This is a genomic window from Streptomyces sp. NPDC101118, assembly GCF_044759445.1.
Classification (GTDB): domain Bacteria; phylum Actinomycetota; class Actinomycetes; order Streptomycetales; family Streptomycetaceae; genus Streptomyces.
In genome coordinates this window covers 475601-490988 of the sequence record NZ_JBIVZG010000002.1, presented here as the reverse complement: position 1 = coordinate 490988, position 15388 = coordinate 475601, and the positions used below count along the sequence as shown (strand labels likewise).

The window sequence follows — 15388 nt, the reverse complement described above, 5'->3', positions numbered from 1 at the left end:
GCCGCCCCCGCCCCCTCGGTCCGGGTGGCTACTCCGTCTTCGCTGCCGCGTGGGGTGCCCCCGGGTAGGGGCTTGCGGGGACGGGGGCCGCGGGGTTCGGTCCGGGGTCGGGCGGGAGGTCGGGCGGGAGGTCGGGCCCGGGGGCCTTGCCCTTGTCCTGGCCCTCCTTCGGCTTCGGGGGCTCCTGCTGGTCGGGGGACGTTCCGTCCTTCGTGCCCTCCTTGGCTGGGGGCTTGGCGGGGGCCTTGGCGGGAGCCTTGGCGGGGTCGCCCGCCTGCTCCTCGGGCTGGGGCGCGGCGGGGTCCTTCGCCTTCTCCTTGGGCGCTTCCCGGGGCGGCTTCTTGGCGGGGGCCTCGCCGCCGGTGTCCGCGGGCTCCTTCGCCGGGGTGTCCGGCGAGGTGTGGGCGGGGGCATCCTTGGCCGGGTCCTTCGCCGGATCTTGGCCCGGGTCCTTGCCCGGGTCCTTGGCCGGGTCCTTGGCCGGGTCTTGGCCCGGCTCCTTGCCCGGGTCCTTGCCCGGGTCCTTGCCCGGGTCCTTCGCCGGGTCCTTGGCCGGGTCTTGGCCCGGCTCCTTGCCCGGGTCCTTGCCCGGGTCCTTCGCCGGGTCCTTGGCCGGGTCTTGGCCCGGCTCCTTGCCCGGGTCCTTCGCCGGGTCTTGGCCCGGCTCCTTGCCCGGGTCCTGAACCGGGTCCTTGCCCGGGTCCTGGCCCGGGTCCTTGCCGGGGTCCTTCGCCGGGTCCTTGCCCGGATCCTTGCCGGGGTCCTGAACCGGGTCCTTGCCCGGGTCCTTGCCGGGATCCTGGCCCGGGTCCTTCGCCGGAGCCTCCTTGTCCCGGGGGTTCTCCTCCGGCTGCCCGGCCGGGGCGGGGTTCTGGTCCTGGTCGTGCTTCCGGTCCTTCCGGTACTGGTCCTGCTCCTGGTTCCGGGTGTGGTCCTCCGCGGGGTCCCTGCCCGGGTCCGGGTCGGGATGCCGGTCCCGCCCGGAACCGTCCTCGGCCTTCTCCTTCGCCGGGTCGGCCCCCGGCTGCCGGTCCCCCTCCGGGTGGGGTGCGGGAAGGGCGGGGCCCTGCGAGTCGGCGGCGCGGTCCTGCGGCGGGGGGACCTCGTGGTCGCCTTCCGCCTTCGCGTCGCCGCGCGGGCGCCCGTACCAGCCCTGGCTGTCCTTGTCGTACACCGTGACCGTCTCCACCGGCTTCGCGGCCGGCTTCACCGCCACGACCTCGGAGTACCGGAACTCCGTCCACTCCTTGCCGCTGTACGTCTGCGCGCCCCTGACCGCGACCGGCGATGCCAGCGGGTTGCCGCACGCGCAGCGCACCCGCGGTACACCGCGGTCGTCGACCAGCACGGCCGTGCCCGCCTGCAGGATGGCCTGGTAGCTCGTGGGTGCGCCGGCCTTGTACCCGTGGTTGGTGACCCGCGTGTCCCAGCCCAGCCGTACCGGCGTCAGCGACCGCAGGTACGCGGGGACGGCGGACTCCTCGATGTTCAGCGGGGCCGCGAACGCCCGGCCCTTGTCCCGGTGCTTCGTGAGGTAGCCGATCTGGCGCTCCACGTCGCAGCTCGCCACGTTCCGGGTGCCGCCGTACAGGCCGGGGTGCGCGCCGTCGACCTCCAGGGCGCGGGTGGCCTGCATGGTCTGGCGCGGGTTGGTGGCGGCCTGGGACGCGGTGACGGGTCCGGCGGAGTCGTTCCCTTCGGCCGCCTCCGTGGTCGTCGAGGGGGTGAAGGGGTCGGGCCCCGCGCCCGCGGCGGACTGCAGGAAGACCTCTCCGCCGACGGCCCGCTCCCCGCCCATGAGGGTGAAGGTGAGGACGGCCGCCGTGCCGACCACCACGGCCGTGCCGGCACTCAGCAGGGTCCTGCGTGACGGCCGGCGGCGGGGCGCGTGCGCGGGGCCGTCGGCGTCCCCGGGGTCGCCGCCGCCCCTCGGACCCGACGGGCCCGAAGGGGGGCCGGACGGCCCGGACGGCGGACCCGAGGGACCGGACGGCGGTCCCGACGGCGGACCCGACGCCCCGGAGGGCGGGGGTGGTGGTCCTGGCCGTGGCGGGGGGCTCGGGGGCGGTGGCAGCTCGTCGGTGCGCCGGCCGGACAGCGGCCCGGACGGCGGGCCGGTGGGGCGCTCGGACGGCGGGGGCAGGGAACTCATGACGGCCTCCCCTCGGTGGAGGGCGTCGGGTTCGGGTCGGCTGTGCGCATGGTCTCGCTCCTTGATCGCGTGGGCGGGTCCCCGGTCCTTCGAGTAAGCCCTCGGCCCCGGGGCCGGTCATGTCGCGAGTTCTCGGGACTTGACAGGGGGCGCGGGCGCGGGGTGCCGGCACGGGCGGCCGCGATTGCCACGCATCTCGGTGCGGGTGACGATGAGAGGGCGGGCGACCTTGGTGCGCTGGGGGGTGACACGAGGCAGGTGGAACCGTGGCGATGGTCGGATTGTTCTGGATCACCGAGGACGCGGTGTACGTGGGTTCGCCCCCTGCCGTGGACGGCCAGTGCGTGCGTCTGACGTCCGAGGGTGTGGTGGCGGAGGACCCGTACGGCACCCGGACGTGGGCGTGGGAGGAGCTCCGCGCGGCGTCGGTGGTGGACGTACCCGTGAAAGGCACGGCCCGCCGCCTCGGGCAGGCGTTCGAGGTGCTGCTCGCGGCGGTCGGCGGGAGCGGTGACGAGCCGGCGGAGATGAGCCTGCGCCTGACCGCGACGGACCCGGAGGTGGACGTCACCGAGGAGGTGTCGGTGCACGCCGCGGTGTCGGGCGGCTACCCGACCGACGAGGTCGAGCTCTCCCAGTCGCTGCTCGCCCGCTTCGTCGCGGGCGAGGCGGATCCCGGGGCCCTCACCGCCTGGGCGCGCGGCGACGGGCACCACGGTACGCCGAAGGCCCGGCAGCGCCAGGCGCTGCTGCGCTCGTGGGCGGAGGCCTGAGGCCCGGCGGAGCGGCGGTCCCGGGGCCGCGCCTGGCCTCCTCCCGCAGCCGTACGGGAAGCACGTGCTGCCCGCACGGTCCGCCGCGGGCGGCCGTACGGGCAGGGGTGGTGGTGCCGTGCGAGGTGTCGGTCAGCGGGCGGCGGCGAAGGCCTTGAGCCACGTGCCGTCGGGGCGCTGGGTGGCGTCCGTGTACCCGTACCCGTCGGTCTGGGCTCCGGTGCCCGGGTAGGACAGCTCGACCCGCACCTTGGGGAAGTCGGCGACGAAGGCCGCGACCGCGGTGCGGCCCGCCTGGCTCGGTCCCCGCTCGCAGCTGAGCCGGACGGTCCCCTGGTCGATGCCGCGGATCCACTGCCGGAAGGACTGCGGACGCATCTGCCCGCCCGGAGCCATCTGGTCGCGTACGGACTGGGCGACCCGGTCCAGGACGGCGGTCACCTCGTCGAGCGGTGCCGCCGTCGCGTTCGGTGCCGGGTACAGGTACGGGGCGTGGGGCTGCTGGTCGACCGCGTCGGTGGTGCCCCGGAAGCGCATGCCGTCCGGGCCGGCGACCTTGGCGTCGAAGGTGGCGGTGGCCGCGGGCACGGGGGCTCCGGGGTAGTTCTTGACCCACTGGCCGTCCGGGCGCTGGGTGGCGTCGCCGATGCCGTAGCTGCCGTACAGGCCGTCGCCCGCCGAGATCAGGGCCGCCGTGCCGCCCCCGTGCAGGGAGTTGCGGTAGCGGACCTGGATGCCGAGCGTCGGGAAGTCGGTGCGGAAGTCCTTGATCACGGACCGGCAGGAGTGGCACGGGCCCATGTCGGAGTACAGGTCGACGGTGCCGCGGCGGACGGCGGCGATGCGGGCCTTGTACTGCGCGGTGCTGGTGCAGCCGAGGTGCCGGTAGATCGCGTCGGCGAGCAGGTTCACGACCTGCCGCTCGGCGTCCTTGCGGTGCTGGACGCCCCGCAGGGCGCCGGTCCAGTCCTTCGGTTCGGGCAGGTCCTGGTAGTAGTTGTCCCCGCGCAGGGCCTGGTGCGAGACGCTTTCGACCTCGCCCTCCAGGTCGGCGTGGCCGATGAAGGCGATCGAGTACCGCAGGCTGGCCCGGTTCGTGTACGCGGCCGTGGTCATGCGCTCCCCCACTCTCTCCCGGCGTACCGCGCGACCGCCCCACACGGCCGATTCCGCTCGCAGTACCCCTGCGGACCACTGTGCCGCGCAGGGGTAAACGAACGCTCAACGGCTCAGGCGGTGCCGTCCCCGCCTCCCTCCCCGGTGCCCTCCGCCGAGCCGGCCAGCCGGTCCCAGGCCTCCGCGAACAGCTCGTGCAGCGGTGCGGTGGGCAGGATGCGGCCGAACGGCGCGTGGATGCGGTTCCCCCACAGCGGACGCACCTGGTGGGTGGCGAGCTTCGCGGTCTCCAGCGGCAGGTGCGGCGCCTTGAGTTCGGTCCAGCCGCCGGGGAGGAAGAGGGTCCGGCCGGCGCGGGCGCGCTTGGCCTCCACGACCCGGCCCGTGCCGAGCAGTTCGGTCCGGACCGCGGCGTGCCGCTTGCTCGACCAGCCGTTCCACCGCCGTACGTTGCGGTCGGTGGGCGCGGCCAGGGCCGCCAGCTGGAGGTAGAGCGCCGCCGCGTCGGAGCCGGTGCCGAGGGCCTCGGCGACACGGGCGACCAGGTCCGGGCAGGACCGCCGCGGATCCGCCTCGTACGTGCCCGGCGGCACCGCACCCGAGGCGGCCCGGCGCTTCATCCGCTCCAGACCGCCGCCGGGCAACAGCGGTTCCAGCCGGTCCAGTTCCTCGGTGAGGCCGGTGCCCTCGCGCACGCGCCGCCACACCTCGGCGTCCGTGACCGCAGCGGGCCGGACGAACGTCTGGCCCCCCGGCGCGCACACCACGAGCGGGCCGGAGTCGTACGCCGTCACCGGGACCGGCCCCTCCTCCTTGCGGGCGTCCATGGCCACGGGCAGGGTGGCCGGCCCGAACCGCTCCGCGATCCGCGCCGAGGTGTCCTGGACCCGCCCGCCGGGCAGCGCCAGCAGCAGTTCCGGGCGCGCGAGTTCGGCCCGGAGCCGGTCGTGGACGTCCGGCGCGCCCGCGACCGCGGGGTCGCCGGCCGGCCGGTCGGTCCACGCCCACGCGAGAGCGCTCGCGATGTCCTGGAGCGGGGCGCCCACCGGGGTCCGGTACGGCACTTCGACGCCGGCCGGCGGTTCGGCGCGCACCTCGGCCGCGATGCCGTACGGGGTGGCCGCCAGGCTCCAGCCGGCCGCCGGGACGGTCGTGTCGCGGGCGGCCGCGTACCCGCCGGCGAGGCGGCGGGCCCACAGGTCGGGCAGCTGCAGGTCGGTTTCCAGGGCGTCGGCCGCCGCGTCGTCCACGGCCGGGAGCGCGCCGAGCAGCCCGCACCACGCCTCGGCCATCCGGTCGGCGGCGGCTTCCGGTCCGCCCGGGCGCCACAGTTCGGCCGGGTCGGCGGGGACCCCCGCGGCGAGGACGGCGCGCCGGCCGGCTCCCCCGAGCCGGGCGCGCAGCCGGTCGTACGTCTCCGTGGTCATCGGCGTCGCGCGGTACGGGGCCTTGCCGACCAGGGCGCGGTGCTCGTCCCGGTCGGACCGGGCGACCAGGCCGGCCAGCACGAGCCGGGCCACCGCCCGGCGCACGCCGGTGCGTTCGGCGAACCGGGCGGCGAGCGGCTCGGTCACCGGCAGCGGGCCGTGCTCGGCGACGGCGGTGAGGAGGGCCTGCAGCCGTGCCGCGTCGTCCTGCTCCACTCGCACGGGGCGGGCCTCGGGCACGGCGGCCAGTACCGGGTCGTGCGCGGGATCCGTGGCGGCCGGGGCCACGAACCAGTGCTGCGACCCGCCGGCCCGCACCGGCCAGGAGACGACGGGGGTGCCGTCCCCGCGCAGGGCGTCGAGCACGCCGGCGGCGGCCCGGCCCGTCCACCACCGTCCGGGGCGGGCGAACGGCTGGTCGGTCCAGGTTTCGAGCAGGGCCGTGAGGGCGGCGCGGTCCGCGTCGCCGGTGGGCGCCACGGCCACCCGCCAGGCCACCGCGTCGACGGCGCCGAGCAGCGCCGACCAGTCGCGCGGGGGTGCGGGCGGCGCGAGCCGCCGCACCTCCTCCGTGAGGCTTCCCGCCAGGCAGGCGCCGTCGGCGGCCAGGGCGCCCAGGGTGGCGGGCAGTTGTGCGTCCGGGGAGCGCCGCCAGGCGTCCGCGTCCTCCAGGGGGACGAGCCCGATGAGGGCGGGGACGAGCGCGGAGTCGGGCGCGGAGGCGCGGGGCGGGGCCGGGGGCACCTGGGCGAGGAGGGTGACCCGGCGGTGCAGGGCGAGCCTGCGCTCCTCCACGCGGGCGGCGCGCAGGGCCACGGCCACGACGGCCTCGACCAGCACCGGGTCGGTGAGGTCCGGCAGCTCCCGGGCGACCACGGCGCGGAGGGCGGGGGCGGCCGGAGTGCCGGTGCGGGGGCCCGGGGCTCCGCTGGGCGGGGCCGGGGCTACGGTGCGAGCGGTGGCGTCCGCGGAGGTGCCCGGGACCTCTGCGGCCGCGGCTCCGGCGCCGGCGGCATCCGCGCGGGCGGCGTCCGCGCGGGCGGCCGTGAGCAGGGCTTCCGCGGTGTGGGGTGCCACCGAGCGCAGGGCACGCGAGCCGGCCGTGTCCCGGGTCCGCAGCAGGTACCAGAAGGCGGGTGGCAGGGCCACGCCGTTCGACACGGTGGCCTGCCGGTCCGGGCGGCCGCGGGGGTGGCGCGGCGAGGGGTGGCCGTCCAGCTCCCACAGCAGGGTGCCGTCGGCGGCGTAACCGCGTACCCCCGTACGGGTCTTGGCCTCGGCGAGGACCACGTCCTGGGCCGCTCCCTCCGGCGGCGCCCACAGGCCCCACGGCTCCTGGCCCTGGCGGTCGATGTCGAAGCGGGCCGTGCGGCCGTCCACGCTCTCCACGAGGTAGTGGTCGGGGGCGTGGTGGCGGTGGCGCGTACGGAACAGCACCCGTGTGCCGACCAGTCCGTCCCTGCTGCCCAGCGGCGAACCGGTGAGGCCGGCGGGCAGCGGCGCCAGCTGGAGCGCCTCGGCGGCGAGGGTCAGGTCGGCCTCGCAGGGGTCGGCCGCCGGGTCGGGGTCGGCGGCGCGGCCCGGGAAGTCGGGCAGCGGCTCCGGCTCCCCGGGTACGCCCGTGACCGGGTCCACGACCTGCCAGGGCCGACGACCGAACACGGCGTTGGTCCAGATCCGCTCGCCGTCGCCGAGCTGGAGTTCGTCGCGGTCGATGCCCTCGCGGCCGCCGGGCCTGAGCACCCGGTGGCCGCCGTGCCGGCCGCCGCCGTCGGCGGTCTCGAACTGGAAGCCGTACGCGCCGTCGAGGCTGCCGCCGAACGCCACCAGGCCGCCCTGCTCATCCGGGGTGAAGGGCTCGTCGGGGCGGTCGGCCCAGACGGCGGTGTCGCAGAAGTAGGGGCTGGGGGCGACGGACCAGCTCACGAGGAACGAGCCGCCGACGTGGTGCACGGCGAACACGGTCGCGTCGTCGGGCAGGGTGAATCGGCACCTGGCGCGCACCCCGTCCGGGGCGACCGCGACGGCGCGGTCGCGCGAGAAGACCGTCAGCACCGGCCAGCTGGAGGTCACCCCGGCCACGCCGGGCACCCCGGGCAGCGCCTCTTCTTCCGCCGCGGCTCCCGGGCCCTCCGCTCCCGGGCCCGCCACGGCTTCCGGGCCCGCCACGGCTTCCGGGCCCGCCGCCGCTTCCGCCGCGAACTCCGCGTACACCTCCTCCAGGGCGGGCCAGGCGACTTCCTCCGGGAGGCCGGCCGTCAGGGAGCGCCGCAGCGCGCCGGCCGCTCCCGCCTCCGCGAGCGCATCGGCGATCCCGTCCAGTGCCGTCACCGTGGGCCGGTCCAGCAGCGTCTCCAGCTCGGCCACGGCCTCCTCGGCGCCCGCCATGCCGCCGCCCGCGACGGTCCCGACGAGCTTGCCGACGCGTACGGCGACCTCCTGCGCGATGCCCTGGACGCCCGGCAGCAGGGTCACCGCCGAACCGGACCTGCGCCGGCGGATCATCGAGCGGCCGGGCGCACTCAGACCCTCGTGCACGGTGTCCTCCAGCCGGGGTCCGAACACCGGGTCGGCGGCCAGCGCGACGAGGTCCCGCCGGGACCGCTCGCCCCAGAACCGCATCCGCGTCTCCGGGCCCGGGTCCGCGACGGCGACGCCGGCCGCCAGGCAGGCGTCCAGCACGTCGGCGTCGAATCCGTGGTAGTGGTGCCGGGTGGTGTGGACGGTCACCGTGCCGCCCTCGGCGCGCAGCCGGGGGCCCAGCCGGACGACGAGGTCGAGGAACTCCGCGGGCAGCGGCTGCCGGGCGACCCCGCCGCCGGACTGGGCGGCGTACTGGTACATGTGCACGAAGTGGCCCACCCACCGGTGCAAACCGCCGGCCGGCACCAGCCGGCCCGACTCCATCGCCTCGGTGGCGCCGCAGCCGATGAGCATCCCGAGCCAGGGGCCGCCGTCGGTGGCGCCGTCCGGGAAGACCTCGACGAGCCCGGCGGCCAGGGTGTCCGCCGGCGGGTGGGCGGCCAGGACCACGGCAGCGGCGTCGAGCAGGGAATCCGGCACCGTCTTCCCCCGCGTGACCGCGAGCACGGCGGCGACCACCCGCGCGACCTCCTCCTCGCCGTGCCCCGCCGCCTTCGCCGAGGCCCGTACGCGGCGGACGAGATCGGCCGGGAGGTCCGCGCGGGAGCCGGCCCACGCGCTGAGGAACGCCTCCAGGGCGGTGTGCGCGGCCGCCGGCTCCAACGCCTCGGCGAGGAAGCGCTGGTGGGCGCCGAACTCCTTGGCGGGCATGGCCCCGCCCGCCGCGAACAGCAGGGCGTTGGCCCGTCGGTAGGCGGCGTCGACCGGCAGCGCGTGCTCGGCCTCGGCCCCCCGTGCCGCCGCGTAGGCCCGCCCGCCGGGCCGGCTCCCGTACCCGATGAGCCGGTGGCCCACCGTGTCCCAGAACCACGGCAGATGGGCCGGCGGGAGGCGCCGGGCCCTGGTCGCCATGGCGTCCACGAACCGGCCGGGCTTGGCCGAGGAGCGGCCGAGTTCGGTGCGCATCTCCTCCAGCAGGGCGCGCGCCGGGTCGAGGGCCGCCGGGTCGTGGGCGGCGACCCAGTCCGTGTACGTGGTGGAGGCGTGCGGCGTACCGGGGGCGGGCACGAGGGAGGCCAGGGCGACGATCATGTCTGGGATCGTCGCACGCCCCGCCGACATCACCGCGCGGACGGGGGCCGGGGCGGCCGCGGCGGCCGGGGTAGGGTCGGTCGCCGTTGCCCTTGCCCAACCCCTCCTCCCCTCCGTTCCGTTCGTTCCGCAACTCCAGGAGACACACGTGGCGCGCTCGCTCGACGGTCTGCTCTTCGTCCCCGTGGCCGACCAGTCACCGGGCCAGGTCGGCCGGCAGACCCGGTTCGACTACCACGAGCAGGACGGCCGGATCTGGGCCGAATACCGCGGCGGGGACGTGGTGAGGGGGCACCTGGTCGGCACGCGGGCGGGCGACACCCTCGACTTCCGGTACGTACAGCTCCGCGTCGACGGCACCACCGCCTCCGGCCACTGCACCTCGCTCGTGACGGTCCTCCCCGACGGCCGTCTCCGGCTGGAGGAGACGTGGACGTGGGAGTCCCAGCCGGGCAGCGGCACCAGCGTGGTGGAGCAGCCCGAGCCGGAACGGGACACGGCCTGATCCGAAGGGGACGCGGACTGATCCGGGGGACACGGCCTAGGTCGGGCCGCCAGCGTGTCCCTCCCGGTGCGGTTGGCCGGCGGCGGGCGGCCACCACCCGGACAGCGCCCGTCCCAGGACCGTCAGCCGGCGGCGATCGCTCCGCGCACGGCCTTCGCGAGGGCCCGCTGGCCGTCCGGGAGCGGGTGGCCCCGGTTGTCGCCCCCGTTGCGGCCCACGTCGTACACCCACGGTTTCGCGGAGCACAGCTCATGGCCGTCCAGGACACCGCTCACCGACAGGTACGACACCTTGGCGGTGCCGGCCGCCGTGCGGCTCGCGGCGTCGAGCTTGGCCGCCAGGCGGTTGAGGCCGGTGCGTTCGGCCGGGGTGAGCCAGCCGCAGCGTGTGGTCTCCTCCTGCTGCTCGGGGAAGAGCCGGGGGTAGCCCACGACCAGCACCCGCGAGGTGCGTGGGACGGTCGACCGCACCAGGGCGTACGAGCTGCGCAGCAGCCCCGGCAGCGGCCCGGCGACGTACGACTCGGCGTGGGCGATGGTGCGGTCGGCGACGCAGTCGGAGACGAAGCAGTGCGTCAGGATCCGCGAGAAGCCGACGTCGTTGCCCCCGATCGTCAGCGTCACCAGCCCCGGCGCCGGTGAGAGGCCCTTCAACTGCTTCGTCACCTGGGCGGACTCGCCCTTGAAGGACTCCGTGAACGCCGAGGCCTTCGCCCCCGAGCAGGCGAAGTGCCCGACCAGGTGCACGCCCGGGTCTTCCGCCCCCACCAGGCGCGGCCACGCCTGCGCGGTCCGGTGGCACGTCCCGGACCCGGCGTCGAAGGGCGGGTTGCCCTCGCCCGAGGAGTACGAGTCGCCGAGCGCCGCCATCCGCACCGGCGCGGGCAGCGCCCGGGCGGACTTCAGAAGCGTGGCCCGGGGCTCGTCCATGCCGACGCCGGTGTGCCCGAGGGAGAAGAGCGTCCGCTGCCACGTCGTGCAGGCCTGGTCGGCGCAGACCGATTTGATGAAGTACACCCGGTCGTCGGCGAATCCGTACACGTTGGTGTGCTGGCCGAGGGCGCCGTCGAGGTCGCCGCTGTCGAAGGAGTCGAGCAGCGCGCCGGTGCTGTGGCTGAGCACGTCCACGTGCAGGCTCACGCGCGTGTAGCCGTCGTACACCATGTTGGAGGGGAGCAGGATCCGCCCGCGGCTGTCGGCGTGGACGGCCAGCGCGCCGTAGGCCCGGTCCTCGCCGCGCACCAGGACCGTGCGGGAGAAGAGCCTGCGGGCCTTGGTGTCGAAGGCCATGACGCGGTCCGGGTTCGGCACGTCCGTGCGGGAGCCGCTGAGGAGGACGGGCATGCCCCAGGACGCCGCGGACCAGTCGTTGACGTTCGCCGTGGTGCAGTAGGGGAAGGTGTAACGGCCGGTGCGGCCCGAGGTGTTGAAGACCTCCATGCGGTTGGCGGCGTAGTACGCCCCGCAGTCCGGACGGGTCGTGGTGCCGGTGCGGTCGGTCAGGTACGCGAAGACGTAGCCGTCCGGGTTGACCGCGAGCCGCTGCGCCATCTCCCTGGCGGAGCCGACCACCTTGACGCGCCCGTACTCGCGGCCCCGGTAGTCCAGGAACCGGACCCCCTCGCTGTCGTCGCCGTAGGTCGCCACCAGTCCGCGCCGGTGCGTGCCGACCAGTTCGTACGCGCTCGCGGAGCGGTTGACGAAGAGGAGCGCGCCGGTCGCGGCCGAGATCCCGAACACCGCTTGCTGGGGGCCGCAGGGCGTGTACGCGCTCGCCGTCCCGTACACGTTGCCGTCGGCGCCGTTCATCAGCTTCCACACGCCCAGGGGCGCGTTGTTGCAGGTGGAGGTGATCGGGCGGGACCACACGAGGTCCGCGCCGCGGTAGGCCACCACGATCGACGGGTCCCGGTTGTCGGTGCGCGGGCGGGGCCGGATGCCGACCGTCAGACCGGAGCCGGTGACCGTGCGGACGCACATGGCCAACGCGCCCGCGGGCGCGCCCGGCAGGGCAGTGCCGGTCGCGCTGAAGCGGCGCGTGGCAGGGGCGGTGCCGTCGGACCCGTCGCAGTCCTGCACGGTGATGCCGCCCTTGGGGTCGGTCTCCAGCCGCGCGGAGGCGCCGCCCGGGACCGGGCGCTGCCAGGAGCCGGGCACGGCCTGCGACGGGGGCGCTCCGGCCCGCGCGGCGGGCCCGGCCGGCGGCGGGTTGGCGCCCAGCACCAGTGCGGCGGCGGCCAGGATCCCCGCGATGCGCCACCTGCCCCGGGCCCGCACCGGCCTGCGCCGGCCGTCCGTCGCCCCGGCCGTGACTGTCTGTCCGAACAAGAGCCCCCGCCCCTCCCCCTGGGCCCGGACACCGGGTGCGGTGGCCGGAGCGGGGCCACGGTACCGCCGCGGACATGATCGAGGTGGCCGAACACCCACGCGCTGTGCCGGTCGTGTCGCGGTCCGCTGATCCGAGGGGGACGGCCTGGTCCGAAGGACACGGCCTAGGTCCAAGGGCGGATGGCCGTGGGGCGGCTGACGGGGTGGAATGGCGTGATGGATCATTCTGCGACTGCATCCGGCCGCCCGCTCGACGCGCGGCAGGTCGACGCCTATCTCGACCGGATCGGGCTCGCCCGGCCCGAGCGGGCCGACGCGGCGGCGCTGGCCGCGCTCCAACGGGCCCATCTCGGCGCGGTGCCCTTCGAGAACCTGAGCATCCACCTGGACGAGCCCGTCGTCCTGGAGGTCCAGGCCCTCTTCGAGAAGATCGTCACCGGTCGGCGCGGCGGCTTCTGCTACGAACTCAACGGCCTGTTCGCGGCGTTGCTGGAGGCCCTCGGCTTCCGGGTGTCGCTGCTCGCGGGCCGGGTGTTCGACGGCGAGCGGCCCGGGCCGCCCTTCGACCACCTGGCGCTGCGCGTCGACCTGGACGAACCCTGGCTGGCCGACGTCGGCTTCGGCCGCTTCAGCCTGCTGCCGCTGCGCCTGGACCGGCGCGGCCCGCAGGACGACCCGGCGGGGGCGTTCACCGTCGCCCCGTACGGCGACCTGCTCGACGTCGTCCAGGACGGCAGCCCTCAGTACCGCCTGGACCCGCGGCCGTACGCGCTCGCGGACTTCGTTCCCACCTGCTGGTGGCAGGCCACCTCGCCCGACTCGCCCTTCCGACGGGCCCCCATGTGCTCGCGGCTCACGCCCGACGGCGGGCGCACCACCCTCAGTGGCGGCCGGCTGATCCGTACCGCGCCGGACGGCGGCCGGGACGTGCGGGAACTCGGGGAGGCGGAGCTGCTCGCGGCCTACGCCGCCGAGTTCGGGGTGGAGCTCAAGCGGCTGCCGAATGCGGTCGTCGGGGAGGCGGGGGCCGCGTAGCATCGCCGGATGCCGGTGACGCTGAAGAGCCTGACGCCCGAGTCGGGGCGGATCGATTCCGACGGCCTGCGGGCGTTCGACGCGGAGGCGCTCGCGCGGTGTGCCGCCGACGCGGCGCAGCCGTGGTGGCGCCGGAACGCGTGTGCCGCCGCGCTGGAGGGACGGGTGCCGGAGCGCTGGGTGCCCGTGCTGCTGGACCGGGTGCGCGACGCCGGCGACACGGGGTCGGTCCGGCTCGCGCTGCTCCGACTGCTCGCCGGGCGGCCGGAGTTGCTGCCCTGGCTGCGGGATCCTGCGCGGCGGGACGAGAGCGCGTACGGGATGCCCGAGGCGGTGCTGGAGGCGCGGGCTGCGCTCGGTGACCTGACGGCGGTCCCCGAGCTGGCCACGCTGGCGTTCAGCCCGTGGCACCGGCGACGGCTGACCGGCGAGGCCGGGCTCGACGTGCTGGCCGGCCGGTACGGCGCGCCGGCGGTGCGGGAGCTGCTCGACGGGGGCCGGCCCGAGGACCGGGCGTACGCGGTGCGGATGCTCGACCGCGTGGGCGGCGACGTGACCCCGGCGCTGGCCGACCCCGACCCGGCGGTGGCGTACCTGGCCCAGTCGCTGCTGACCGACCCCGACCGGCTGCGGCGGTTCCTGACGGAGGGTCCGGGCACGTCGGCGGCGCTCTGGGCGGCGTACGCGCTGCACCGGCTGACCGGGGACGCGGCGCGGACCAGGGAGCTGTACGAGGAGCTGGGGCGCCCCCGGGTCGACGTACCCGGCATGGACGAGGAGCTGCGGGCCGCGGTCCTGCACGAGTACGGGGCGGAGTGCGAGGCGGCGAGCGACCCGCGGTGGCGGATCGAGACGCTGTGCGCCGAGCCGCCGGCTCCGGTGGACGTGGCGGCGCAGCTGCGCCGCGCCACGGCGGCGCTGGGGGCGGCGGGGCTGCGCCCGCGGCCGCCGCTGTCGTGCGGCGAGGCACACCGGCAGGGTGGCGGCACGTACCACGTGATCGGGTACGGGGACGAGCCGGCCGGCCCGCGGGGCGACTTGCCGGAGGTGCACATCAGCGACCTCGGGCGGTTCGCGGCGGGCCACGGGGAGGACCCTGCCGTCCGCGGGGCGCTGGAGGCGGCCGGGTTCCGGTGGATCGACGATGCCGTCGGGGACCTCGTGGTCACGGGGCTGGGCGTCTACTTCTTCGGCCACCGGAACCCGCTCTCCGTCCGGGACCTGCTGTTCTACTGGCAGGACTGAGGCCGGCGGGGGACGTGGCCCGGGACGGGGCCGGAGTCCGGGGGCGGGGACGTGGCCCGGGGCAGAGCCGCGGGACTGGGGGCTCTGCCGCACGGTCTCGCCGCGCGGGGCCGGTCGGGGAGCCCTAGGCTCGGGTACCGACCGTGACCGTGTGGATACGGAGGAATCCGGCATGAGTGAGGCGAACGACGCGGCCCGGGCCGGCCCGGCCGACCCCGCCGACCAGGCCCTCAAGGCGAAGCACCGGGCGATGTGGGCGCTGGGCGACTACCCGGCCGTGGCCACGGACGTCATCGCGGCGCTCGGCCCCGCGCTGGTGGAGGCCTGCGGGGTACGGGCGGGTGACCGGGTGCTGGACGTGGCGGCCGGTTCCGGGAACGCGGCCGTCCCGGCCGCACTCCTCGGTGCCGACGTGGTCGCCTCCGACCTGACGCCCGAGCTGCTGGAGGCCGGGCGCCGGTTCGCGGCGGAGCACGGTGCGCAGCTGGAGTGGCGCGAGGCGGACGCCGAGGCGCTGCCGTTCGCGGACGGCTCGTTCGACACGGTGATGTCCTGCGTCGGCGTGATGTTCGCGCCGCACCATCAGCGGACGGCCGACGAGCTGGTCAGGGTCGTCCGGCCGGGCGGCACGATCGGGCTGGTCAACTGGACCCCGGAGGGCTTCATCGGGCAGATGTTCGCGACGATGCGCCCGTACGCGCCCCCGCCGCCGCCCGGTGCGTCGCCGCCGCCGCTGTGGGGCTCCGAGGAGCACGTACGGGAGCTGTTCGGTGACCGGGTGTCGGGCCTCGAAGCGCGGCGGCGGGCGGTCCGGGTCGACCGGTTCGCCCGGCCGGAGGACTTCCGCGAGTTCTTCAAGACCTGTTACGGGCCGACGATCGCGACGTACCGGGCCGTGGGCGACGACCCCGAGCGGGTCGCGGCCCTGGACACGGCCCTGGCGGAGCTGGCCGGGCGGTACCTCGCCGACGGCGCCATGGAGTGGGAGTACCTGCTGGTCACGGCGGAACGGGCGGGCGGGTAGGACGGACGCCCCGGGCCCGCCGCCGTGCGTGTGGGCCCGGCCGTCGTTGGGGTGCGGGCCTGCTGCCGTCGGCGTGCGGGCCTGGTGCCGTCGGCCTGCGGGTCCGCTG

Annotated in this window: 9 protein-coding genes; 5 read left to right on the top strand and 4 right to left on the bottom strand. The window is 76.3% G+C overall.

The window, feature by feature from the left end; translation table 11 throughout:
- Positions 1 to 28: 28 nt before the first annotated feature.
- Positions 29 to 1837: a DUF6777 domain-containing protein gene (locus tag ACIQUQ_RS05125; RefSeq protein WP_403971451.1), complete on the bottom strand. Its 1809-nt coding sequence runs from the start codon at positions 1835 to 1837 to the stop codon at positions 29 to 31.
- A gap of 581 nt (positions 1838 to 2418) precedes the next feature.
- Here ACIQUQ_RS05125 and ACIQUQ_RS05120 point away from each other — a divergent pair.
- Positions 2419 to 2925 (top strand): hypothetical protein, encoded by a 507-nt coding sequence (locus ACIQUQ_RS05120; protein ID WP_403971449.1) that lies wholly within the window; start codon positions 2419 to 2421, stop codon positions 2923 to 2925.
- 132 nt (positions 2926 to 3057) lie between these two features.
- On the opposite strand, the gene ACIQUQ_RS05115 is transcribed toward ACIQUQ_RS05120, so the two are convergent.
- Together ACIQUQ_RS05115 and ACIQUQ_RS05110 are read right to left on the bottom strand one after the other, a co-directional pair.
- A complete protein-coding gene (locus ACIQUQ_RS05115) occupies positions 3058 to 4041 on the bottom strand; it encodes a deaminase domain-containing protein (RefSeq protein ID WP_403971447.1) in 984 nt (327 codons plus the stop codon).
- Between the two features lie 113 nt (positions 4042 to 4154).
- Positions 4155 to 9143 carry a hypothetical protein gene (locus tag ACIQUQ_RS05110; protein ID WP_403971445.1) on the bottom strand — a complete coding sequence of 1663 codons (4989 nt, stop codon included), beginning with the start codon at positions 9141 to 9143 and terminating at the stop codon, positions 4155 to 4157.
- A gap of 148 nt (positions 9144 to 9291) precedes the next feature.
- Between ACIQUQ_RS05110 and ACIQUQ_RS05105 the strand changes: the two genes are divergently transcribed.
- Positions 9292 to 9648: a hypothetical protein gene (locus ACIQUQ_RS05105; RefSeq protein WP_403971443.1), complete on the top strand. Its 357-nt coding sequence runs from the start codon at positions 9292 to 9294 to the stop codon at positions 9646 to 9648.
- Between the two features lie 122 nt (positions 9649 to 9770).
- On the opposite strand, the gene ACIQUQ_RS05100 is transcribed toward ACIQUQ_RS05105, so the two are convergent.
- Positions 9771 to 11975, bottom strand: coding sequence for an SGNH/GDSL hydrolase family protein (locus tag ACIQUQ_RS05100; RefSeq protein WP_403971441.1), 2205 nt, complete (start codon positions 11973 to 11975; stop codon positions 9771 to 9773).
- 216 nt (positions 11976 to 12191) lie between these two features.
- Here ACIQUQ_RS05100 and ACIQUQ_RS05095 point away from each other — a divergent pair, with 216 nt between their 5' ends.
- The 3 genes from ACIQUQ_RS05095 to ACIQUQ_RS05085 all read left to right on the top strand — a co-directional run bounded on the left by ACIQUQ_RS05095 (position 12192) and on the right by ACIQUQ_RS05085 (position 15279).
- On the top strand, positions 12192 to 13010 hold the full coding sequence (locus ACIQUQ_RS05095) for an arylamine N-acetyltransferase (protein WP_403971439.1): 819 nt from the start codon (positions 12192 to 12194) through the stop codon (positions 13008 to 13010).
- Between the two features lie 9 nt (positions 13011 to 13019).
- A complete protein-coding gene (locus ACIQUQ_RS05090; protein ID WP_403971437.1) occupies positions 13020 to 14255 on the top strand; it encodes a hypothetical protein in 1236 nt (411 codons plus the stop codon).
- A 172-nt stretch (positions 14256 to 14427) separates the two neighbouring features.
- A complete protein-coding gene (locus tag ACIQUQ_RS05085; protein ID WP_403971435.1) occupies positions 14428 to 15279 on the top strand; it encodes a class I SAM-dependent methyltransferase in 852 nt (283 codons plus the stop codon).
- Positions 15280 to 15388 lie beyond the last annotated feature (109 nt).